Annotated in this window: 22 protein-coding genes; 11 read left to right on the plus strand and 11 right to left on the minus strand. The window is 71.9% G+C overall.

Annotated elements, in window-relative coordinates:
• Window positions 1-16 precede the first annotated feature (16 nt).
• The 7 genes from dxr (at window position 17) to OIE40_RS04375 (ending at window position 7,524) form a co-directional block, all read left to right on the plus strand.
• Window positions 17-1,174 (plus strand): 1-deoxy-D-xylulose-5-phosphate reductoisomerase, encoded by a 1,158-nt coding sequence (gene dxr, locus OIE40_RS04345; RefSeq protein WP_264700386.1) that lies wholly within the window; start codon window positions 17-19, stop codon window positions 1,172-1,174.
• On the plus strand, window positions 1,171-2,454 hold the full coding sequence (locus tag OIE40_RS04350) for a M50 family metallopeptidase (RefSeq protein ID WP_264700387.1): 1,284 nt from the start codon (window positions 1,171-1,173) through the stop codon (window positions 2,452-2,454). Before dxr ends, OIE40_RS04350 begins: the two co-directional genes overlap by 4 nt.
• Entirely contained in the window at window positions 2,454-3,698 is a 1,245-nt protein-coding gene (locus OIE40_RS04355; protein WP_264700388.1) for a nucleotide disphospho-sugar-binding domain-containing protein, read from the plus strand. Before OIE40_RS04350 ends, OIE40_RS04355 begins: the two co-directional genes overlap by 1 nt.
• Window positions 3,699-3,856: 158 nt before the next feature.
• A complete protein-coding gene (gene ispG / locus OIE40_RS04360) occupies window positions 3,857-5,008 on the plus strand; it encodes a flavodoxin-dependent (E)-4-hydroxy-3-methylbut-2-enyl-diphosphate synthase (RefSeq protein WP_264700389.1) in 1,152 nt (383 codons plus the stop codon).
• Window positions 5,009-5,025: 17 nt separating this feature from the next.
• Window positions 5,026-5,874 (plus strand): GNAT family N-acetyltransferase, encoded by an 849-nt coding sequence (locus OIE40_RS04365; RefSeq protein ID WP_264700390.1) that lies wholly within the window; start codon window positions 5,026-5,028, stop codon window positions 5,872-5,874.
• A 4-nt stretch (window positions 5,875-5,878) separates the two neighbouring features.
• Window positions 5,879-6,541, plus strand: a complete 663-nt coding sequence (locus OIE40_RS04370) for a cysteine hydrolase family protein (protein ID WP_264700391.1) — start codon at window positions 5,879-5,881, stop codon at window positions 6,539-6,541.
• The gene (locus tag OIE40_RS04375) at window positions 6,538-7,524 is read left to right on the plus strand and encodes a Gfo/Idh/MocA family protein (RefSeq protein ID WP_264700392.1); all 987 of its coding nucleotides are present in this window, start codon (window positions 6,538-6,540) and stop codon (window positions 7,522-7,524) included. Before OIE40_RS04370 ends, OIE40_RS04375 begins: the two co-directional genes overlap by 4 nt.
• Window positions 7,525-7,586: 62 nt before the next feature.
• On the opposite strand, the gene OIE40_RS04380 is transcribed toward OIE40_RS04375, so the two are convergent.
• The 5 genes from OIE40_RS04380 to OIE40_RS04400 form a co-directional block, all read right to left on the minus strand.
• Window positions 7,587-8,300 (minus strand): YhfC family glutamic-type intramembrane protease, encoded by a 714-nt coding sequence (locus tag OIE40_RS04380; protein ID WP_264700393.1) that lies wholly within the window; start codon window positions 8,298-8,300, stop codon window positions 7,587-7,589.
• A gap of 146 nt (window positions 8,301-8,446) precedes the next feature.
• A complete protein-coding gene (locus tag OIE40_RS04385; RefSeq protein ID WP_264700394.1) occupies window positions 8,447-8,752 on the minus strand; it encodes a winged helix-turn-helix domain-containing protein in 306 nt (101 codons plus the stop codon).
• Window positions 8,749-9,171, minus strand: coding sequence for a hypothetical protein (locus OIE40_RS04390; RefSeq protein ID WP_264700395.1), 423 nt, complete (start codon window positions 9,169-9,171; stop codon window positions 8,749-8,751). The genes OIE40_RS04385 and OIE40_RS04390 overlap by 4 nt, the downstream gene beginning before the upstream one ends.
• A 57-nt stretch (window positions 9,172-9,228) precedes the next feature.
• Window positions 9,229-9,576 carry a DUF202 domain-containing protein gene (locus OIE40_RS04395; protein WP_264700396.1) on the minus strand — a complete coding sequence of 116 codons (348 nt, stop codon included), beginning with the start codon at window positions 9,574-9,576 and terminating at the stop codon, window positions 9,229-9,231.
• Window positions 9,576-9,953 carry a YidH family protein gene (locus OIE40_RS04400; protein ID WP_264700397.1) on the minus strand — a complete coding sequence of 126 codons (378 nt, stop codon included), beginning with the start codon at window positions 9,951-9,953 and terminating at the stop codon, window positions 9,576-9,578. The genes OIE40_RS04395 and OIE40_RS04400 overlap by 1 nt, the downstream gene beginning before the upstream one ends.
• Before the next feature lie 81 nt (window positions 9,954-10,034).
• On the opposite strand from OIE40_RS04400, the gene OIE40_RS04405 reads away from it, so the two are divergent.
• Window positions 10,035-11,603 carry a hypothetical protein gene (locus tag OIE40_RS04405; protein WP_264700398.1) on the plus strand — a complete coding sequence of 523 codons (1,569 nt, stop codon included), beginning with the start codon at window positions 10,035-10,037 and terminating at the stop codon, window positions 11,601-11,603.
• Between the two features lie 41 nt (window positions 11,604-11,644).
• Here the strand turns inward: OIE40_RS04405 and OIE40_RS04410 are convergent, their stop codons facing one another.
• The gene (locus OIE40_RS04410) at window positions 11,645-13,507 is read right to left on the minus strand and encodes a Na+/H+ antiporter (protein ID WP_264700399.1); all 1,863 of its coding nucleotides are present in this window, start codon (window positions 13,505-13,507) and stop codon (window positions 11,645-11,647) included.
• Window positions 13,508-13,647: 140 nt separating this feature from the next.
• Between OIE40_RS04410 and OIE40_RS04415 the strand changes: the two genes are divergently transcribed.
• From OIE40_RS04415 to OIE40_RS04425, 3 genes are all read left to right on the plus strand, one after another.
• Window positions 13,648-15,405, plus strand: coding sequence for a proline--tRNA ligase (locus OIE40_RS04415; RefSeq protein WP_264700400.1), 1,758 nt, complete (start codon window positions 13,648-13,650; stop codon window positions 15,403-15,405).
• Complete coding sequence (locus OIE40_RS04420) at window positions 15,405-16,202, plus strand: sulfite exporter TauE/SafE family protein (RefSeq protein ID WP_264700401.1); 798 nt, start codon at window positions 15,405-15,407, stop codon at window positions 16,200-16,202. The genes OIE40_RS04415 and OIE40_RS04420 overlap by 1 nt, the downstream gene beginning before the upstream one ends.
• Before the next feature lie 353 nt (window positions 16,203-16,555).
• Window positions 16,556-17,158 carry a site-specific integrase gene (locus OIE40_RS04425; RefSeq protein WP_264700402.1) on the plus strand — a complete coding sequence of 201 codons (603 nt, stop codon included), beginning with the start codon at window positions 16,556-16,558 and terminating at the stop codon, window positions 17,156-17,158.
• Window positions 17,159-17,215: 57 nt separating this feature from the next.
• On the opposite strand, the gene OIE40_RS04430 is transcribed toward OIE40_RS04425, so the two are convergent.
• From OIE40_RS04430 to eutJ, 5 genes are read right to left on the minus strand one after another with little or no spacing between them, the layout of a single operon-like run.
• Complete coding sequence (locus OIE40_RS04430) at window positions 17,216-18,625, minus strand: aldehyde dehydrogenase family protein (RefSeq protein WP_264700403.1); 1,410 nt, start codon at window positions 18,623-18,625, stop codon at window positions 17,216-17,218.
• Entirely contained in the window at window positions 18,622-19,620 is a 999-nt protein-coding gene (locus OIE40_RS04435; RefSeq protein WP_264700404.1) for a cob(I)yrinic acid a,c-diamide adenosyltransferase, read from the minus strand. Before OIE40_RS04435 ends, OIE40_RS04430 begins: the two co-directional genes overlap by 4 nt.
• Complete coding sequence (locus OIE40_RS04440) at window positions 19,620-19,892, minus strand: EutN/CcmL family microcompartment protein (RefSeq protein WP_264700405.1); 273 nt, start codon at window positions 19,890-19,892, stop codon at window positions 19,620-19,622. Before OIE40_RS04440 ends, OIE40_RS04435 begins: the two co-directional genes overlap by 1 nt.
• A 1-nt stretch (window position 19,893) precedes the next feature.
• Complete coding sequence (locus OIE40_RS04445) at window positions 19,894-20,757, minus strand: flavoprotein (protein WP_264700407.1); 864 nt, start codon at window positions 20,755-20,757, stop codon at window positions 19,894-19,896.
• Entirely contained in the window at window positions 20,750-21,592 is an 843-nt protein-coding gene (gene eutJ, locus OIE40_RS04450; RefSeq protein WP_264700686.1) for an ethanolamine utilization protein EutJ, read from the minus strand. Before eutJ ends, OIE40_RS04445 begins: the two co-directional genes overlap by 8 nt.

The following is a 21,592-nucleotide window of genomic DNA, read 5'->3' on the forward strand; positions in this document are numbered from 1 at the left end:
TGTGTAGCCTTGCCCGGTGCGTGACGTCGTCCTGCTCGGATCAACCGGATCGATCGGTACCCAGACCCTGGAGGTGATCGACGGCCACCGCGACCGTTTCCGGGTGGTGGGCCTGTCGTCGGGGGGTGGCAACCTGGACGCCCTGATCGCCCAGGCGCACGACTTCACCCCGGACGTCGTCGCCGTCCCCACGCCCGCCGCCGCCGCGACGCTGGCCGGTCGGCTGCCCGCGCAGACGGCGGTCTGGTCGGGGCCGGACGCCTCCAGCCGCCTTGCCGCGCAGCCCTGTGACGTGGTGCTGAACGCGATCACCGGCGCGGCCGGCCTGGAGCCGACCCTGGCTGCGCTGCGGGCCGGCAACGCCCTCGCCCTGGCCAATAAGGAGTCGCTGGTCATCGGTGGCGAACTGGTCACGGCAGCGGCCGCACCCGGCCAGCTCATCGCGGTCGACTCGGAGCATTCGGCGTTCGCCCAGGCGCTGCGCGCGGGCCGTGCCGACGAGGTCGGCCGGCTGGTGCTGACCGCGTCCGGGGGGCCGTTTCGTGGACGGCGCCGCGACGAACTCGTCGACGTCACCCCCGAGCAGGCGCTGGCGCACCCCACCTGGACCATGGGCCGGATCATCACCATCAACTCCGCCACCCTGGTCAACAAGGGCCTCGAGCTGCTCGAGGCGCACCTGCTCTACGGCGTCGACCTGGACGCCATCCAGGTCGTGGTGCATCCCACCTCGGCGGTGCACTCGATGGTCGAGTTCTGTGACGGCTCGACAATCGCCCAGTGCTCGCCGCCGGACATGAAGCTCCCCATCGCGCTCGCCCTGAACTGGCCGGAGCGGCTGCCGGGCGCCGTGCGCGGCTTCGACTGGAGCCGGCCGATCGACTGGCACTTCGAGCCGCTGGACGCCGACGCGTTCCCGGCCGTCGAACTGGCCCGCCGCTGCGGCCACGCCGGCGGCACCGCGCCGGCCGTCTACAACGCCGCCAACGAGGTCTGCGTGGACGCCTTCTGTGACGGACGCCTCGGCTTCACCGGCATCGTCGACACGGTGGCGGCCGTCGTGGAGGAACACCTGGCCTCGTCGCCGCCGGCGGCGTTGTCCGTCGAAACCGTCCTGGCGGCCGACGCCTGGGGCCGGGCGCGGGCCGGCGAACTCGTCGGGGAGCTGGTATGAACACCGTTGTCACGATCGTGTTCGCGATCGTCTTCTTCGGCTGCATCATGGTGTCGATCGCGCTGCACGAGATCGGCCACATGGTGCCCGCCAAGGCGTTCGGCGTCCGGGTGCCGCAGTACTTCGTCGGTTTCGGCCCGACCATCTGGTCGACGGTGCGGGGTGAGACCGAGTACGGCGTGAAGTGGATCCCGTTGGGCGGCTTCGTCCGGCTGTTGGGCATGTATCCGCCGGCGCGCGCCGGCCGGGCCGGCAACCGCCTCACCAGATTCGCCGACGCCGCGCGCGAGTACGAATGGTCGGAGATCACCCCCACCGACGTGTCCGGCAACCGGTTGTTCTACCAGAAGAGGACCTGGCAGAAGCTCGTGGTGATGGCGGGCGGCCCGGCGATGAACGTGCTGATCGCCTTCGTGCTGTTCTGGTCGATCATCGGGCTGCACGGCACCTGGGTGCCGCAGCCGGTGGTAGCCGAGGTCCAGCCCTGCATCATCCGGGAGAACCAGCCGACCACCCAGTGCTTCGTCCCCGACACCCCGGCCGCCAAGTCCGGCATCCGTGCCGGCGACCGGATCGTCGAGTTCAACGGCGTCGCGATCACCGACTACGGCCAACTGGTCGACCTGATCCGGGCGAACCTGGACGGCCCGGCCCGGCTGGTGGTGGAACGCGACGGCGTCCGGGTGCCGCTCACCGAGGTCGACACGGTCGTCTCCGGCGTCCAGGACGAGCTCGACCCCAGCGTCCGCATCCCGGCCGGCTGGTTCGGCATCACGCCCACCTCCGAACTCGTCAAGGGCGGGCCGGTCGAGGTCGTGCAGCAGATGTGGACGATGACCGAGCAGAGCGTGGTGGCGATCGCGAAGTTCCCGGTGAAGGTCTACAACGTGCTCGCCGACCTGGTTCAGGGCAAGCCACGCGACATCTACGGGCCGCTCAGCATCGTCGGTGCCAGCCGGGCGGCGGGCGAGGTGGTCGCCAGCGACGACCTGCAGGTCACCGACAAGCTGGTGCTGTTCGGGTCGCTGCTGGGGGCGATCAACCTGTTCCTGGCGTTGTTCAACTTCGTGCCGCTGCCCCCGCTGGACGGCGGACACATCGCCGGTGCGCTGTGGGAGGCGATCCGCCGCGGCTGGGCGAAGCTGTTCCGGCGTCCCGATCCCGGTCACTTCGACACGGCGATGCTGCTGCCGGTCGCCTACGCGGTCGGCGGTTTCCTGATCCTCAGCGGAGTCGTGCTGATCGTCGCCGACGTCGTCAGCCCCATGCAGCTGTTCTGATGCCGGCCCCGGTCACCTTGCTGGCCGTGGGTTCGCGCGGCGACGTGGAGCCCCTGGCGGTCGTGGCCGGCGAGCTCGCCCGGCGAGGTCGCAGCGCCACCGTGGTGGCCGTCGACGACTACGCCGACCTGGTGGCCGCCCACGGTGCCCGGTTCCGCGGGCTAGGGCCCGGCATGGCCGAGGTGACCCGGCTGGGCCGGAGCTGGCTCGGCGCCCTGGCCTTCCGGACGCCGCTGGCCCAGCCGGTGCTGCTGCGCAGGTGGCTGGGCGGGCTGGCCGCGACCATGGCCGACGCGCTGGAGGAGGTGCCGGCAGGCTCGACGGTGGTCACCGGGCTGGCGTCGGTGGACGCCGCCCTGGCCCTCGTCGAGGACCGCGGCTGCCGGATGGCCACCGTGCTGCACACCGCGGTGCTGCCGACCGCACGGCCCGAGAGCCACCTGGAGGGCCGCCGGTTCACCGGGTCACGGCTCGATGCCGGCTTCGTGCGCTGGTACTGGCGCACGACGTCCGGGCTCTCGCGGGTGGTGGCCCGCCGGTTCCGGCGCGGCGCGGGGCTGCGGCTGCCGGGCGACAGCGGGGTCGCCGCGGCGACCCTGGCGCACCCGATCTGGCTGGCCGCGGACGCCGCGCTCATCCCACCCGCCCCGGACTGGCCGGACGCGGTGGTCCAGGTCGGGGCGATCAGGCCACCGGCGGTGCCCGGATGGAGCCCGCCCCGGCCGCTGGCCGACTTCCTGTCCGGCGGCGAGCCGCCGGTGCAGGTCGGCCTGGGCAGCCTCAACGACGCGGGCGGCGAGCGTTGGCTCGAACTGATCGGCGAGGCGGCCCGGCTGTCCGGGCGACGGGTCGCCACCCCGGCCGTTCCGGGGCGGGGCGCCGAACTCGTCGGCGACCTGCTGTGCACCCACGGCGCGCTGCCGCACGACCAACTGTTCGGCCTGATGGCCGGTGTGGTGCATCACGCGGGTGCCGGGACCACTGCGGCCGCGCTGCGCGCCGGGCTGCCGTCGGCGGCTGCACCGGCGGTGTTCGATCAGGCCTACCACGCCCGCCGGCTCGCGGCGCTCGGCGTCGGGCCCGAGCCGGTCGCGCTGCACCGGCTCGACGCCCGCGCCCTGGCTCGGCTGATCGCCGCGGTGGCGGGTGCCGGCCACCGGTCGAGGGCGGCCGAGGTCGGTGCGCTGTGCCGGGTCACCGACGGCACGGCCGGCGTGCTGGCCGAACTCGCCGCGCTGGGCTGACCGGCCGCACGCCCTGCCCGCACCACGCACCGGTGGAATCCGCGCCCGGCAGCGCACGGCCGCACTCCGCCGCGGTGACCCACCGCGCCGCACCGCCCGCGCCGGATGAGTAGGCTGTTCCACGGCGGTCTCACCGACCGCCGCGAAACGAGGAGTTCATGACCGTCAATCTCGGGATGCCCGTCACGGCCCCGCCCGTGCTGGCCGCGCGCCGGCCGACCCGGCAGATCAAGGTCGGCAAGGTGCTCGTGGGGGGCGACGCACCGGTCTCGGTGCAGTCGATGACCACGACCAAGACCACCGACATCAACGGCACCCTGCAGCAGATCGCCGAACTGACCGCCACCGGCTGCGACATCGTGCGCGTCGCGGTGCCCAGCCAGGACGACGCCGACGTGCTGCACATCATCGCCAAGAAGAGCCAGATCCCGGTCATCGCCGACATCCACTTCCAACCCAAGTACGTGTTCGCCGCGATCGACGCCGGCTGTGCCGCCGTCCGGGTCAACCCCGGCAACATCCGTCAGTTCGACGACCAGGTCAAGCAGATCGCCGCCGCCGCCACCGACGCGGGCGTCTCGATCAGGATCGGCGTCAACGCCGGCTCGCTGGACAAGCGGCTGCTGGAGAAGTACGGCGCCCCGACCCCCGAGGCGCTGGTCGAGTCGGCGCTGTGGGAGGCGTCGCTGTTCGAGGAGCACGGTTTCCGCGACTTCAAGATCTCGGTCAAGCACCACGACCCGGTCGTGATGGTGCGGGCTTATGAGTTGCTGTCGGACGCCTGCGACTACCCGCTGCACCTGGGGGTGACCGAGGCTGGGCCGTCCTTCCAGGGCACCATCAAGTCCGCGGTGGCCTTCGGTGCGTTGCTGAGCAAGGGCATCGGGGACACCATCCGGGTGTCGCTGTCGGCGCCGCCGGCCAAGGAGGTCAAGGTCGGCATCAAGATCCTGGAGTCGCTCAACCTGCGTCCCCGGCAGCTCGAGATCGTCTCCTGCCCCTCGTGCGGCCGCGCACAGGTCGACGTCTACACGCTCGCCGAGGAGGTCACCAAGGGTCTTGAGGGCCTGCAGGTGCCGCTGCGCGTGGCCGTGATGGGGTGCGTCGTGAACGGCCCGGGCGAGGCCCGCGAGGCCGACCTGGGTGTGGCGTCCGGCAACGGCAAGGGGCAGATCTTCGTCAAGGGCAAGGTGATCCGCACCGTCCCCGAGGACCAGATCGTCGAAACCCTGATCGCCGAGGCGAACCGGCTGGCCGAGGAGACCCCCGAGGGTGCGCCCGAGGGGGCGCCCATGGTCTCGGTGAGCTGAAACCCGGGAGCGTCACGATGAAACGCGCGCGGGCACTGGGCACGCGCGACGCCGGCCCCGTCCGCGAACTACTCGCGGCCGATCCGGTGGCGAACCTGTTCGTGGCGTCGCGCGTCGACGCGGGCGTGCTGTGGTCCGGCTCGCCCGCGACCCTGTACGGGTGGCCGGGCAACGCGCCGCGACACCTGCTGCACGCCGGGTCGAACCTGGTGCCCGTCCTCGGGCCCTGTGACGACGACGAACGCAACGCCGCCATCGACGCCTTCGCCGACGCCCTGGGACCGCACCGCTGGTGCCAGTCCATCGTCGGCCGCAGCGAGGCGGCGCTGGCCCTGCACGCGGTGCTGGCGGGCCGCGGCCGCAGCTACGCCGCACAGCGCGAGATCCGGCCCCGGCAGCCCCTGATGGTCGCCCGCGAGGTGCTCCCGCAGGCCACCGAGGCTCCGGTGCGCCGGATCACCATGGCCGAGTTCGATTCGTACCTGGCCGCCGCGGTCGCCATGTACACCGAGGAGGTCGGCGTCGACCCGACGATCGGCGGCGGCCGCAGCGGCTACCGGGCGCATTGCCAGGGGCTGGTCGAGTCGGGCCGGGCCTGGGGGGTGGTCGAGGACGGCACGGTGGTGTTCAAGGCCGACGTCGGGCTCTCCTGCGGCGGCATCGCGCAGGTGCAGGGCGTCTGGCTGGCGCCGCACCTGCGCGGCCGCGGGCTGGCCGCACCCGCAATGGCCGCCGCCACCCGCGGCATCCTGCGGCAGCACGACGTGGTGTCGCTCTACGTCAACGACTACAACGTGCGCGCGGTGCGGACATACCTGCGCACGGGTTTCGCTCACGCCGGCGAGTTCGCCACCGTGCTGTACTGAGCGGGTGCATCTTCCCGGCGTCGACGACTGGACGCGTCCGCACCTGGCCAGCAGCGCGCTGGTGGTGATCGACGTGCAGGCCGACTTCCTGGACGGCGGCGCGGCCCCCATCGCCGGCACCAGCGCCGTGCTGCCCGCGCTGTCCGCCCTGGCCGAGGCCTTCCGGGACGCGGGGCGTCCGATCTTCCACGTGGTGCGGTTGTACGACGGCGGCGACGTCGACCTGGTGCGCCGCGCCGCCGTGGCGGCGGGCCGCGGCCCGGTGCCGCCGGGCGGTGACGGCGCCGAGGTGCCGGCCGAGCTGCTGGGCCGCCCGGTGCGGCTGGACGCCGAGGTGCTGCTCGCCGGCGGGGTGCAGGCGGTGGGCCCGGCCGAATGGCTGCTGTGGAAGCCGCGGTGGAGCGCCTTCCACCGCACCGACCTCGACGTGCGGCTGCGGCAACTCGGCGTGGACACCGTGGTGGTGGCGGGCTGCAACCTGCCGAACTGCCCCCGGGCGACCATCTTCGACGCCACGTCCCGCGACTACCGGGTGGTGATGGTGTCCGACGGGCTCTCCCGCGTCACCGCCGAACGCTGGCACGACCTGCTCGGTATCGGGGCCATCGGAGCCACCGCCTCGGAGATCGTCGATGAACTCGTACAACTCACTGAAGGGGCTGCATGAGCGATCACCTGCGTTGGGGACTGCTGGGCGCGGGCGGAATCGCCGCCATCTTCACCGAGAACCTGCTCGCCGAGGGGATGACCGTCCAGGCGGTCGCGGCGCGCACCGGCGCGAAGGCGCAGCGGTTCGCCGACCGGTTCGGCATCGCGACCGCGCACGCCGGCTACGAGGCCCTCGTCGCCGACCCTGACGTGGACGCCGTCTACGTCAACACCACCCACAACTTCCACGCCGAGCACGCGCTGCTGGCGATCGAGGCGGGCAAGCCGGTGCTGGTCGAGAAGCCGTTCACCGTGACCGCCGGACAGGCCCGCACCGTGGCCGACGCGGCGCGGGCGCACGGCGTGTTCGCGCTCGAGGCGATGTGGGCCCGGTTCCTGCCCTCGACCGACTTCGTCCGGGCCCGGATCGCCGACGGCTCGCTCGGTGAGGTGAAGGCGCTCGTCACCGACCACAGCCAGCTGCTCAACCCCGACCCGGCCGGCCGGCTGTTCAACCCGCTGCTGGCCGGTGGGGCGCTGCTCGACCTGGGCGTGTACAACGTCTCCTACGCGCTCGACCTGCTCGGCGTCCCCGACGAGATCGTCGCCCGCGGCACCCTCACCGCGACCGGCGTGGACGCCGAGGTCTCGTCGATCCTGACCCACGGGGCGGCGCGGTCCGAGGCGCACACCTCGATGATCACCGCCGGGCCCTGCCGGGGTGCGGTGATCGGCACCGAGGGGTGGCTCGACCTGGCCGGCTCGTTCTACAACTGGACGACGGTGCGGCTGCACCAGGGCCGCGGGAACGAGCCCGTGCAGGTGTACGAGCCGCAGCGGACCTCGCGCGGCATGCACTTCCAGGCCCTCGAACTGGAACGTTGCGTGCGTGAGGGCCGCACCGAGAGCCCCCGGCACTCCCTCGACGACGCAATCGCCGTGATGGCCGTGCTGGACGAGCTGCGGCGCCAGGTCGGCTGTGTGTTGCCCGAGGACGGCTGAGCAAACAGCGGCGGCCGGCTGGGCTGAGCCGGCAGCCCGGTCGTCCGAGCCGGCCAGCGCCATCAGGCCGCGGTGCGACGCCACAGCCGGACGGCCAGCAGCAACGCGGCCAGCCCGACGGCGGCCCAGGTCGCGATGAACAGCGGCAGCGGCGCATAGTCGCGCAGAGCGAACATGGTGAAGTCGAGAGCGGCGTGGGCGCCCATCGCCAGCAGCAGATACCGCGTTCCCCTGCGATAGGCGAGCACGACGAGCAGCGCGAAGACCAGATGGCCGGCCATCGCGGGCAGCCGGTCGAGTCCCGTCCCGATGAACGCCCACGGGTCGGCGGCGCTCAGTTGGGAAACGGTCTCCGGCGGCAGCAGGGAAGGGGCCAGCAGCAGGCTGAGGGTGCCGATCAGGTACGGCAACCCGAACATGATCGCCTCGGTACCGCCGTGCCCGATGCCGGCGGCGATGGCGCCGTCGCCGTCGCGGTGCCGGCGTAGCGAGCCGATCCGGAACGACAGCCAGCGGGCCAGTTCCTCGCACACTCCGTAGGTCAGGGCGGTCAGCGCCAAGCCGGCCAGCGGCGGCAGCCCGAGCCTCGGGTACAGCAGGGTCACCAGGGGCACGTTGACCACCAGGTTCAGCAGATAGCAGCCGGCCGCGATCAGCGGCGCCGAGCCGGGCACCCGCCGGCGCCGGCACCACCAGATCGCCGCAACGACGGGCAGCACCAGCATCAGGGCCAGTTCGATGATGATCGCGAGCAGCTGGGTGGTGGAAAGGGGCATGACGGTTCCTTCGCTGGGAGTGGGCCGCGTTCGGGCACGGCGGTGCCGGGTGATGGGCTGGGACGGGCCGAGGCCCGCAGGGGTGAGCGTGGGATCGGACTCCGAGAGGGCCCGACCGACGAAGGTTCAGTGGATCGGCGAAGGTGTCAGCCGGAGCCTTGGCCGGTGTAGCCGGCGGCGGCCTCGGCGAGGGAACGCAGGGCGTCGAGGTGGCCGCGGAATGCCGCCCGGCCCTGGTCGGTGAGCGAGTACCAGGTGCGTGGTCTCTTGCCCACGTGGCCCTTGGTGATCCTCAGATAGCCGACCGCCTCGAGCGCCGCGGCCTGCTTCGACAGCGTCGAGTCGGAGGCTCCGATCGCATCGCGGACGAAGGCGAACTCGGCGCGGTCGAGGCTGACCAGGTAGGCCATGATCGAGAACCGTACGGAGGAGTGGAACTGCTCGTCGATCATGGTTCGAGCCTCGTCCGGCGTAGTACCGCCCGGGCGCCCATCAGGCAGGTGACAAGCATCGCGACGCCGCCGACCAGCCACCACGGCCAGGCCAGTTCGTACGTGCTGCCGAGCACGACGGTGGCCATCCACACCAGCGTCCAGACCGCCATCACCCAGCCGTGGATCCGGGCGCCGCCACGCACCATCGTCCGCTGCTTCGCCGCGTAGAGGCTGATCGCGAGGATCAGCACCGCCCACAGCCCGGTCAGCACGATCGTCCAGGCGAGCCCGTGCAGGACGCCGAACGCCGGCGCGATCAGCAACGACGCGACGCCGAAGATGAGGTAGTAGCGAGCCAGCCAGCGCGCCGAGCGGTGGGCGCGTAGCGCCAGTTCGTCGGCCTGGGTGAGCGTGAGCTGGTAGTTCGTCGGTTCCATGTCCCCAACCTAGCAAGTACTTTCCAGTATGGAAAGTACTTTCCACGCACGTGATTCCTAGGCGGTGTCGCCGATCACCAGGAGCAGCCCGCCCGCGGCGATCAGGATGAGCAACAGCACCATCAACGCGAACGCCCGGGCGTCCGGCAGCCGCCGACCCACGAACAGCGCCCCCCGGGTGCTGACCAACCGGCGACCGTGGATGAACGTGATCGCCCCGGCGACCACGGCGCTGAGCGCCGCCAGGGTGTAGCCGATCCAGGGAGCGACCTCGATCACCAGCCGGGCGCTGACCAGGCTCGCGCCCAGGCCGGCCAGGTTGACCCGCTGCCAGGCCAGCGAGGTTCGCTCGACCTGCAGCCCGACGTCCCAGATCGCATCCTCGGGGTTATCGGAGGCCGACATCAGCCGAGCAGGGTGATGGCGGTCAGGCCGGCGATGAGCAGCAGCACGACGGTGAGCATCGGCAGCACGGTCGGTCGCGGCAGCGCCGTGCCCAGCCGCATCGCACGCTCGTTGCGCGCCCAGCGGGTCAGCGCGGTGACGCCACAGACCACCCCGCACAGCAGCATCACCACCGCGGCCAGGGTGAAGCGGCGTCCGGTCTGCGGGGCGAAGTGGGAGAGGGCGGCGATGCCCAGTCCGGCGGTGACGAAGGCCAACCCGGTGCGGACCCAGGCCAGGAACGTGCGTTCGTTGGCGAGGCTGAAGCGTGGGTCCGGATCGTCACCCCGGCCGTACACCCAGCCCGGCCATCGGGAATCGCGCTGCTGTGCCGGCATGCGCCTGAGGATAGCCGCGTCGGTTCACCGGCGACCGCCCGGAACCGTACACTCTGCTGCACAGCGGGGGAAGGACATGCGATGAGCCAGAACGGACCGTACGACGGCATGGGCAACGGCAACCAGCAGGGCCCGGTGCCCGGCGGCCAGGGTGGCGAGGGCGGCCAGTGGCCGGGGCAGTCGTCCGGCTACCCGCCGGCAGGTTCGTCCTTCCCCTCGGCGGGGACGCCGCAGGCTCCCGCCGGCTGGGACCAGCAGGGGCAACCTCCCGCCGCCGACCAGGGCTGGCCGGCCCAGGGTGGGCAGGGCCAGCCGTCCGGACAGGGTTGGCAGGGCCAGCCGCCTGTCTATCCGTCGGCCGGGACGCCGCAGGGTCCGGCCCCCGACTGGGGTCAGCAGCCGTCCGGCCAGGGTTGGCAGGGCCAGCCCACCCAGCAGCAACCCGCCGCGCAGGGTTGGCAGGGCCAGCCCGGCGGCTACGGTGACCAGCAGGGCTACAACCAGCAGGGCTACAACCAGCAGGGTTACGACCAGCAGGGCTACGGCGCCCCGCCGGCCGGCAACTACCCGGGCGGTCCCCAGCAGCCGTGGGGCTACCCGCCCGACGGGGGGCAGAACCAGCCCCGGCGCGGCAACAAGGCGGTGCTCGGGGTCGTCGGCGGCGTGGTCGGGCTGGCACTGGTGGGCGGCACCGTCTGGGCCGTCAACAACCGCAACTCCGCCGATCCCACGCCCAGCGCCTCCCAGGTCTTCGTCCCCTCGGCCTCGGTGCCGAGCAACTCGACCTCGGTGCCGCCGCCGACGGTCGCGACCGTGAAGGCGTCCGACGCGGTCACGGCGTACCTGCAGGCCCTCGCCATCGGCGACTCGATGGCTGCGTTGAGCCTGGCGGCCGTCGCGCCCGCCGGCGACACGACCTTCCTGGACAACAAGGTGCTGGCCACGACGACCCGGGGCAAGCTGACCGACATCCAGGTCGCCGAGGTGACCGACCCGAACGCCACCAGCGTCGACGCCAGCTACACACTCAACGGCAAGCAGGTCACCACCACCTTCGGGGTGACGAAGGTCGGTGACCAGTTCCGGCTCAACCAGGTGGCCGCCAGCGTGGACATCTCCCGGCTGCCCTCCCAGAAGGTCGCTGTCGCACTGGCGGGCGTGAAGCCGACGAGCACCGTGGTCAACCTCTTCCCGGGCGTGTACCGGGTGACGGCGGCCAACAAGTACTTCAGCTACGGCTCCACCACGATCAGCGTCACCGACCTTGAGGAACAGACCACGGGGCAGGGCAAGGTGTCGATCAGTTCGTCGGGCAAGACCGCGGCGGTCAGGGCGGCGAAGGCAAAGTTCTCCGCCTGCCTGAAGAAGCACCAGGTGAAGCCCTCGGGCTGCGGGTTCGCGGTCCGGGTGCCGACCGGAGTGAAACTGCGCAGCAGCACGATCAAGTGGACGACGCGCAGCGCGATCAAGTGGAGCAAGGTGTCGCCGAAGCTCGTGGCCGCCAACGTGGTCGAGGCGAAGGCCAAGGGCAAGGTGCACTTCTACGCCCGCGACGCCCGGGTCTCGGGCCGCTACTGGTACAAGGACGTCACGGTCACCGGCTTCATGGCCAAGATCTCCGGCTCGAAGGTGACCGTCTCGTTCTACTGACCCGCGATAGGGCTCCGGGGCGGACGGCGGGGCGCGGGCGGTCAGTCGTCGGGGCCCTCGTCGTGCAGCTGGTCGACGTAGCACCAACGCCAGTGCTCGCCGGGCTCGATCGAGCGCATCACCGGGTGACCGGTGCGGCGGAAGTGCAGCGCGGCGTGCTTGCCGGGTGAGGAGTCGCAGCACGCCACGTGCCCGCAGGTCAGGCACATCCGCAACTCGACCGGTTCCTGGCCGAGCCGGACGCAGTCCGCGCACTCACCGTGGGCCTCGAAGTCGACCTCGGCCGGCACTTCCCCCAGGTGCACGCACGGCGCCTCGCCGGACGCCCGGGCCGGCGCCTCCCGCACCTCGCGTTCCCGGTCCTCGCGGGTGACCAGGGTGGCCTCCTCGACGTCGAGTTCGGTGAGCAGGGTGCTGAGCACCTCGTGGTCGGCGAAGCCCTTGTCGCGGATCTCCAGCAGCTTGCGCCGCTCGCCGGCCATCGCCGCCTGCCGCAGCCGGCGCTGAGCCATCGCGGTCGACTCGGCGCCGTCGCGGGAGCGCCCCAGCCGTTCCCACTGCAGGTCGATCCGGCGCCTGGCCATGTTCTTCATCCGGTCCACCAGTTCGGCGTCGTCGGGTCCCGCGGCCGTCTTGAGGGCGTCGATGCCGGCCGAGATCGAGCGTTGGGTGACCATCGCCTCCTGCAGGGCGTCCTCGCGCGGATCGGGCCCACGGACGCCGAGCCGGCGCGCCACCAACGGCAGGGTGAGCCCGTGGATCAGCAGCGTGCCCGCCACCGTGACCAGCGCGATCAGCAGCAGCACCGGCCGCAGCGGCGTCTCGGCCGGCAGGGTGAGCGCGGCCGCGAGGGTGACCACGCCCCGCATCCCCGCCCACGAGATGACCAGCCCCTCCTGCCACGACAGCGGCCGGTGTCGTGGGCTGAGCAGCGGCCGGATGGCCATCACGTACACGATCCGCAACCCGATGACGGACGTCAGCACGGCCAGCGCCACCAGGGCGATGCGGCCGTTGCTGACCGGGTCGTCGCCGGCGGCGGCGAGGATCTGGTGGGTCTGCAGCCCGATCAGCAGGAACACGGTGTGCTCCAGGATGAACTGCACGGTCGACCAGTTCATCCAGGTCGACACCCGGGCCGGCGCGGATCGCACACGGGGCGTGGCGTGGCCGACGACCAGCCCCGCGACCACCACTGCCAGGACGCCCGAGGCGTGCACGCTCTCGGCCAGCGCCCAGGCGGCGAACGGGATCAGGAAGGTCAGCGTGGTGCTCGACGGGGTGTCGGTCAGCACCCGGAACAGCCAGATCGCGACCTTGGCGACGAGCAGCCCCGCCAGCGGCCCGACGACCACCGCCAGCGCGAGGTCGCTGCCGATGTCGGTGAAGGTCACCGAGGCGCCGAGGGCGGCGATCGCGGTGCGCAGGCTGACCAGCGCGGTGGCGTCGTTGAGCAGCGACTCGCCCTCGAGGATGGTCACCACCCGGCGCGGCAGTCCGGCCCGGCGGGCGACGGCGACGGCGGCGACGGCGTCCGGCGGGGCGACGATCGCGCCGATCGCGAAGGCGGCGGCGAACGGCACCGGCAACAGCCCGGCGATGACGAAGGCGACGCCCAACGCGCAGAACAGCACGAATCCGAACGACAGCCAGCCGATCGCGGCCAGGTTGGCCTTGAAGTCGACCAGTGAGGTGTTCACCGCCGCGGCGTACAGCAACGGGGGCAGCAGCCCGAACAGCACCAGCTCGGCCGACAGTTCGGGAATCTCGAACCACGGCTCGTAGGACACCGCGGCGCCCACCACGAGCAGCAGCAGCGGCGCCGGCACCGGCAGCCGGCGGCACAGCGAGGTGACCAGCAGCACGGTGCTGACGCAGCCGACGACCAGCAGCAGAATCTCCATGGCTCCTCCAACCCGAACCTTCGTGCGCTATCTCACCATGGCCGGCAAGCCGGGGCGGGAAATGGACGCCCAGCGCCAGCCACTAGGCTGACCCCTGCTCACCGGTCACCGTCCGGCGAGTGCGTCTGAGAGGGAAAGCGTTGATCACCCGCCTGTCGAAGTTGTTCGTCCGCACGCTGCGCGACGACCCGGCCGACGCCGAGGTCGCCAGCCACCGGTGGCTGGTCCGCGCCGGGTACATCCGGCGCGCCGCCCCGGGGATCTACAGCTGGCTGCCGCTGGGGCTGAAGGTGCTGGCCAAGGTCGAGGCCATCGTCCGGGAAGAGATGGACGCCATCGGCTCGCAGGAGGTGCGCTTCCCGGCGCTGCTGCCCCGCGAACCCTACGAGGCGACGAACCGGTGGACCGAGTACGGCCCGAACCTGTTCCGGCTGCGTGACCGCAAGGGCGGTGACTACCTACTCGGCCCGACCCACGAGGAGATGTTCACCCTGCTGGTGAAGGATCTGTACTCCTCGTACAAGGACCTGCCGCTCAGCCTGTACCAGATTCAGACCAAGTACCGCGACGAGGCACGGCCGCGGGCGGGCATCCTGCGCGGCCGCGAGTTCGTGATGAAGGACAGCTACTCCTTCGACATCGACGATGCGGGCCTGGAGGCGTCCTATCAGCGCCACCGGGAGGCCTACATCGCGATCATGAACCGGCTCGGGCTGGAGTTCGTGATCGTCCGGGCCACCTCGGGGGCGATGGGCGGTTCGGCCTCCGAGGAGTTCCTGGCCGTCGCCGACTCCGGCGAGGACACCTTCGTCCGCTCGCCCGGCGGCTACGCCGCCAACGTCGAGGCGGTGACGGTGCCCGCCCCCGAACCGGTCGACTTCTCCGGTATCGGGGCGCCGCGGCGGGTTCCGACCCCCGACACGCCCACCATCGCGACGCTGGTCGACCGGGTGAACGCCGACCATCCGCGTGACGACCGGCCCTGGCAGGCGTCCGACACGCTCAAGAACGTGGTGTTCACCCTGGTGCAGCCCGACGGCAAGCGCTCGATCGTGGCGATCGGGCTGCCGGGCGACCGCGACGTCGACACCAAGCGGCTCGAGGCGGCGGTCGCGCCGGCCGAGGTGCTGCCGTTCCTCGACGAGGACTTTGCCGCGAACCCGGCGCTGAAGAAGGGCTACATCGGCCCGGAGGCGCTGGGGGAGTCCTCGGCGAGCGGCGTGACCTACCTGGTCGACCCCCGCGTGGTCACCGGCACCCGCTGGGTGACCGGGGCCAACGAGTACGGCGTCCACGTGATCGACCTGGTGGCCGGTCGCGACTTCACCCCCGACGGGGTGATCGACGTGGCCGAGGTGCGTGAGGGCGACCCGGCGCCGGACGGCTCGGGCCCGCTGTCGCTGGCCCGCGGCATCGAGATGGGTCACATCTTCCAGCTCGGCCGCAAGTACGCCGAAGCGTTGGGACTGAAGGTGCTCGATTCCAACGGGAAACTGGTGACGGTCACGATGGGCTCCTACGGGGTCGGGGTGTCCCGGGCCGTGGCGGCGGTGGCCGAGGCGCGCTCCGACGAGCGGGGCCTGAACTGGCCGCGCGAACTGGCACCCTTCGACGTCCAGATCGTGCCGGCCGGCAAGGACGCGGCGATGGCCGAGTACGCCGAGACGCTGGCGATGGAGCTGTCCGCAGCCGGATTCGACGTGCTGCTCGACGACCGCAAGGCCAGCCCGGGGGTGAAGTTCACCGACGCCGAGATCCTCGGCGTGCCGACCGCGGTGGTGGTGGGCCGCGGCCTGGCCGACGGCGTCGTCGAGGTGCGTGACCGGGCCACGGGCGAGCGTTCCGAGTTGGCCGCCGAGGGTGCCGCCGACGCGTTGATCGATCTGCTCCGCACCTGATGGTCACGGGCCTCGAGCTCCCGCTGCTCACCCTGGCCCTGCTGGTGCTGGCGTCCTTCGTCGCCGGCTGGGTGGACGCCGTGGTCGGCGGCGGGGGACTGATCCAGCTGCCGGCGCTGCTGATCGGGCTGCCCGCCGACACCCCGGTGGCCACCATCGCCGGCACCAACAAGGTGCCGTCGTTCCTGGGCACCGCCACCGCGGCGGCCACCTACCTGCGCTCGATCAGGGTCGACTGGACGCTGGCCTGGCCGTTGCTGGTGATGGCGGCGGTCGGCTCGTGGTGCGGTGCCCAGCTCACCCACTTCATGTCCCGCCAGCACTTCACCCCGCTGGTGCTGTTCGCGGTGGTGACGGTCGGGGTGTACACGTGGCGGCGTCCGCAGTTGGGCCTGCACGGCCACGTCAAGCACACCGGCAACGACGCCCGGCTGCGGATGGCGGCCATCGGCGCGGTCGTCGGGCTGTGGGACGGCTTCATCGGGCCGGGCACCGGCACCTTCTTCGTCATCGCCCTGGTGTCGGTGATCGGGCACGACTTCCTGGCGTCCAGCGCGCTGGCGAAGCTGGCGAACCTGACCACGAACGCGGCGGCGATCGTCGCGTTCGCGGTGACCGGGAACCTGCTGTGGGGGCTCGGGCTGCTGATGGGCGCGGCCAACCTGACCGGCGGCTTCCTGGGTGCCCGCACCGCCCTGGCCCAGGGCAACGCGTTCGTCCGGAAGGTCTTCCTGGCGGTGGTGTCGGCGCTGGCCCTCAAGCTGGCCTGGGACACCTGGTTCACCTACCTGGGCTGAGCGTCCGGCCGACGCCGCCGGCCGCACGGCGCACGCCGCCCCACCTCGACGCTCGCCTAACCACCGAGCGCTCGCCAATGTTGGCGAGCGCTCGGTAGTCAGGCGAGTGCGTGGAGGCGGGGGAAGGGCGAAGACAACCAATTTGTGCTGGTCGACGTCGCTAGCCTGGGACCACAACAAGATCCGCTGGGCGGAGGGAAGCCGGTGAAAGACCGGCACTGACGCGCAACCGTGAGTCGGCGTGGCCGACGAGTCGGAATGCTCCTCCCGGCGGTTAGGCCCTTGACCCGCTGTCGCGAGCGCACGGTAGGCGATCCGTCGTCCTTCGTGCATGCAGCAGAAGGACGACGACGATGATCAGTCCGGTATCCACCCCTTCGCACCCACCGGCCCGCCTCTACGACCGCTTCCGGCGTCCGCTGCCTCCCCGCGCCGTCGCCGCGACCGCGCCCCCACCGGACGGTGGCATGCGCCCCTTCACCCCCGACGAGCTGGAGTGGGCGTGGGAGGCCTGGTGCGCGCAGTCGCCGGTGCTGGCCGACGCGCTGCTGGTGCTGGCGCGGACGGGGCTGCGCTGGGCGGAGTTGCGCGCGTTGCGGGTGGGCGACGTGGACGCGGACGTCGAGTCGGCCCTGGTGGCGCGCTCGGCGCCCGAACCGGAGCCGGCAGGGCCGCTGTCGCCCGACCGGGTGCGCCGGGTGCCGCTGGCGCCGCGGATCCGTGGGGCGGTCGCACGCGAGGTGGCCGGGCGGGACGCGGACGAACTCCTGTTCACCACCGCGCTGGGTGAGCAGTTGAACCGGACGCCGGTGCTGAGCCGGGTGCGCTGGTCGCAGACCGCCCGGGGCCGTCGGCTCACCGACCTGCGGCACACCGCGGCGTCGCTGTGGCTGGCCGAGGGCGTGGACGCGGCCACGGTCCGGCACTGGCTGGGGGAGCGCCGCCTCGCGGCCTAGGCACGCGAAGGGTCGCGGCCCGGCGGCGCACCCCGGCGAGCCCCGGCCCCTGTGCCGCTACCGGACGTTCAGGCCGCCCACCAGCACACACCGTCGGCTGCGGGCGAAGTTCTTCGCCGAGGTGAGGCCCTCACCGGTCGGGCCGGCGATGGTGAAGGTGCAGTACCCCTCGCCGCCGATACCGATGCCGGCGTAGGACGGTCCGTTCTTCACGAAGATCGTGGTCTGGATGCGCTTGGCGAGCTTGGTCAGGGCGTTCACGTCGGCCGAGTGCATGATCGCGGTGTGCCGGTTGCCGTGCTCGGCGATCACCGCCTTGTCCATGCCCTCGGCCAGGTCCCTCACCCGCACGATCGGCAGCACGGGCATCATCAACTCGACCCTGACGAACGGATGGTCGAACGGGACCTCGGCGATCACCAACCGGGTGCCGGCGGGGGCGTCCACGCCGATCGCCGCGAGGATGGCGGTGGCGTCCTTGCCCACCCAGTCGGTGACGGCGTGGCGTCCGTCGACCACCAGGTCGGCCAGCCGGGCGATCAGCGCGGCGTCGCGCAACTCGTAGGCGCCGTGCTTGAGCATCTCGAACTTGAGCAGGTCGGCGATCCCCGCGACGGCCAGCACCTCCTTCTCGGCGGTGCAGGGCAGATTGTTGTCGAAGCTGGCTCCGTCCACGATGTCCTTGGCCGCCTTGACGATGTCGGCGGTCGTGTCCACCAGGGCGGGGGGATTGCCGGCGCCGGCGCCGATCGCCTTCTTGCCGCTGGTCAGCACCGCCTTGACGATGCCCGGTCCGCCGGTGGCGACCAGCATGCGCACCAGCTTGTGGCCGATCATCGCGTTGGTGTTCTCGATCGAGGGCTCGGTGACGGTGGTGATCAGGTTCGGCGGCGCCCCCGCGTCGGCCAGCCCGCGGTTCAGCTCGCGGATCAGCCAGTGCGTCACCTTCGTCGCGCGCGGATGCGGGCTGAACACCACCGCGTTGCCGGCGGCCAGCATGCCGATGGCGTTGTTGATCACCGTCTCGGTCGGATTGGTGGTCGGGGTGATCGCCCCGACCACGCCGTACGGCGAGATCTCCACGGTGGTGAGGCCGTCGTCGCCCGACCAGGCCTGCGTGATCAGGTCCTCGGTGCCGGGCGTGAAGGACGCCGCCGCCCGGTTCTTGGCGATCTTGTCGGCGACATTGCCCATGCCGGTCTCCTCGACCGTCGCCCGGGCCATGTGCTCGAGGTGCTCGGGCTTCAACGCCACGTCGCGGATGACCTGCACGAACCGGGCGCGGTCCTTCAGCGAGCAGTCCAGGTAGGCGCGGTACGCGGCGTCCGCGGCGGTGACGGCGGCGTCCATACTGGCGAAGACGCCGTCACCCCCCGGGTCGGACGCCGGCGCGCCGGCCTGGGCAAGGGTCGCCTGCACCACCTGGGCGACGACCCGGCGGACGTCTTCGGGGCTGATCGTGGTCATTGTTCCTCCAGTACCGACAGTGCATGGGTGACGATGTCGACGTCCTGTTCGACGGTGCCCCCGGAGACTCCGAGGCCGCCGGCGATCAGGCCGTCGACGAAGACCGGCAGCCCGCCCCCGAAAACGACCACCCGGCCGCCGTTGGAGTGCTGGATGCCGTGCAGCGCACCCGCCGGGGTCGACGGGTCCTTCAGCGCCGCGGTGGGCAGCTTGAACGCCGCCGACGTGAACGCCTTGTTGAGGGCGATGTCGATGCTGCCCAGCAGCGAATCCGCCATCCGGTGCAGCAGCAACGGGTGGCCGCCGGCGTCCACCGCGGCGAAGACGATCGGCACCCCCACCTCGAGGGCTCGCGCCTCCGCCGCCTCAGCGGCCCGCTTGGTCGCGGCCAGGTCGAAACGGGTCACGCCGGCCACCGAGGGGTCGCCCAGTGCCCTGGCGACCGCCTGCCGGACCAGTTGCTCGATGCGGGACAGGTCGTAGCTGTGCTCGGCCAGCCTGGCCAGCGCGTACAGGGTGTCGGAGAGGCGGTTGAGGTAGGTGATCAGCTCGGGACGCACCGGCTCGGTCTGTGCCAGGGTGAGCACCCGCCGCTCGGCGCGCCGGGTCACCGTGCGGGCCCGGTGCAGCGCGGCCGACGGCTTGTCCCGGCCCGGCACCACGAACGCCCGCTGCGGCCCCGTCACCTCCAGGCACATGTCGATCAGGCCCTCCAACTCGGTGACGTCGGCGGCGTCGATCGTGTTGTCGAGGATGTCGCGACCGGCCTGATCGGAGGCGAGTTCGGCGGCCAGCACGAACAGTCTCTGCTGGATGCCGTGCAGCGTGTCCTTCACCACCTGGTCGGTGGCGATGGCCTTGGCCTCGCCGATCGAGGAGTTCGCCTCGTCGACGGTGCCGTACGCCTCGACGGCCGGGCTCTGCTTGGGCACCCGCGAACCGCCGAACAGGCCGGTCAGGCCGCGGTCGCCGGTGCGGGTGTAGACGTTGGGCATCAGGCCGGACCTATCTCCACGGTGTCGACGATCCCGACGATGGTCAGGTCGATGGGGGCGTCCGGCCGGGTGGCGGCGAACCGTGCGGAGCTGCCGCCGGTGACGATCACCGTCTCGCCGACGCCGGCCCCGACGGTGTCGACCGCCACCGACGGGTTCGTCACGTACTCGCCCTCGACACCGATCCGGTGCACCACCAGCAGCTTGAAACCGACCAGCCGCTCGTCCTTGCTGGTCGAGACGACCGTGCCGCGCACCTTGGCCAGGAACATGTCATACCTCCCGTGAGATTCGGATCGACCGGGCCGCGGCGAGGTCCTTCGCCATCGCGGTGACCAGGGTCGCCGCGCCCACCCGCAGCTGCGTGCCGGGCGGCAGCTGCTGGACGACCTGGTGGCTGACCAGACCGGCCCGGACGTCCTCGCCGGCGATGGTCGTCGATGCTGCCTCGCGCCCGGCCGGGCCTGCAGTGGCCGGCGGTGTGCCGGGCGTGGCGGACCGGTCGCTCCGCGCGCGCAGCCCGGCCAGCGAGGTGCCCAGGGCGGCCACCACCGGGGCGCGACGGGCGGCGTCGCGCCGGTCCCAGGCCGCCTGCGCGGTGCGGCACAGGGTGCCGGCCAGCGGCAGCCGGACGCCGAACGACGCCATCGTCGCCAGGTTGCCGCGCAGCAGGTCGGCGTAGGCGGGCGGCATGTTCGGGAACCACGAGATCTTGTCCGCGCCGTCCGGACAGACCGCGTTGCGGGCGGCGATCACCAGCTTGTTGCTCATGATGAACTCGCTGAACAGGTTGCTGCCGAGGCAGTCGGTGACGCCGTGGGCGACCTTGGCGGCCAGGTTGGCGGTCAGCGTCGGAACGATCAGCAGATCGTGCTCCTCGACCATCCGGCGGCTCACCTCGCGCATCCCGATGCCGGCGATCAGGTCCTGATCGAGCACCCGTTCGGCACTGGGCGTCAGCCGGTAGTCGAGCTGGCAGCCGGTGGCCTGCAGCCGCCTAAGGCTGGCCACCGCGTCCTCGAATCCGAGCAGGCCGCCGGCGAACAGCACCAGCGCGCGCCGCGGCGGCGGGACCAGCAACTCGGCCAGTGCCTCCACCACGAGCTCGCGGACGCCGGCCGCGGTCGGCTCAGTCATCGCCCACCACCCGCATCGGAATGCCCAACGGGGTCACGAACAGCGGCTCGGCCGGCCTCACCACGGGCCTGCCCAGCCGGCCGGCGAACACGTCCGGGGCGTTGGGGAACGAGCTGGACCCGCCCACCAGGTAGACCAGGTCGACCTCGATCCCGGCCAGCGCGTCCGCCGCGATGGACGCCATCTTCTCCAGGGTGGGCCGGATCACCCCGACCACGTCGTCGCGCCGGGCCGGGTCCTTCTTCATCGCCTCGGCGGCCTCGTACTCGATCCGGTAGGCGCCGGCCAGCACCAGGCTCATGTGGTGGCCCCCGGTCGCCTCGTCGACCGACAGCACCGTCCGGCCGCCCGACAGCACCGACACCCCGGTGGTGCCGTGGCCGATGTCGATCACGCAGCCGTCGCTGATGCCGAGTGCCCGGGCGGCCGCGACCGGCTCGTCCACCACCTCGTCGACGTCCAGGCCGGCGGCCCCGGCGACGTTGCGGAACACCCTGGTGTCGCCGTCGCTGATCCCCGGCGGAACGGAGACCGACGCCGAGGCGAACCGGTGCCCGAGCCGCGACTCGACGGCGTGGGTCAGCCGGCGCACCGCCGAGGTGGCGCCCGCCCAGTCGACCACGACGCCGTCACGCACGACCGTGGAGTGCGCCCAGTCACCGGCGACGGGACGGTTGGCGGCGTCCACCACCGATACGACGATGTTCGCCGTGCCCAGGTCGATGCCGAGCCGGGGTTCGCCCGCCGGTTCGTCGACCGCGCCCGAGCGCACCAGCTCCGCGAAGCGGCGAATGGCCGCCTCGGGAGCCTCGATGCCCTTGATCGCCGGGGTCAT

It is taken from the genome of Micropruina sonneratiae (genome assembly GCF_025972045.1).
Classification (GTDB): Bacteria; Actinomycetota; Actinomycetes; order Propionibacteriales; family Propionibacteriaceae; genus Micropruina; species Micropruina sonneratiae.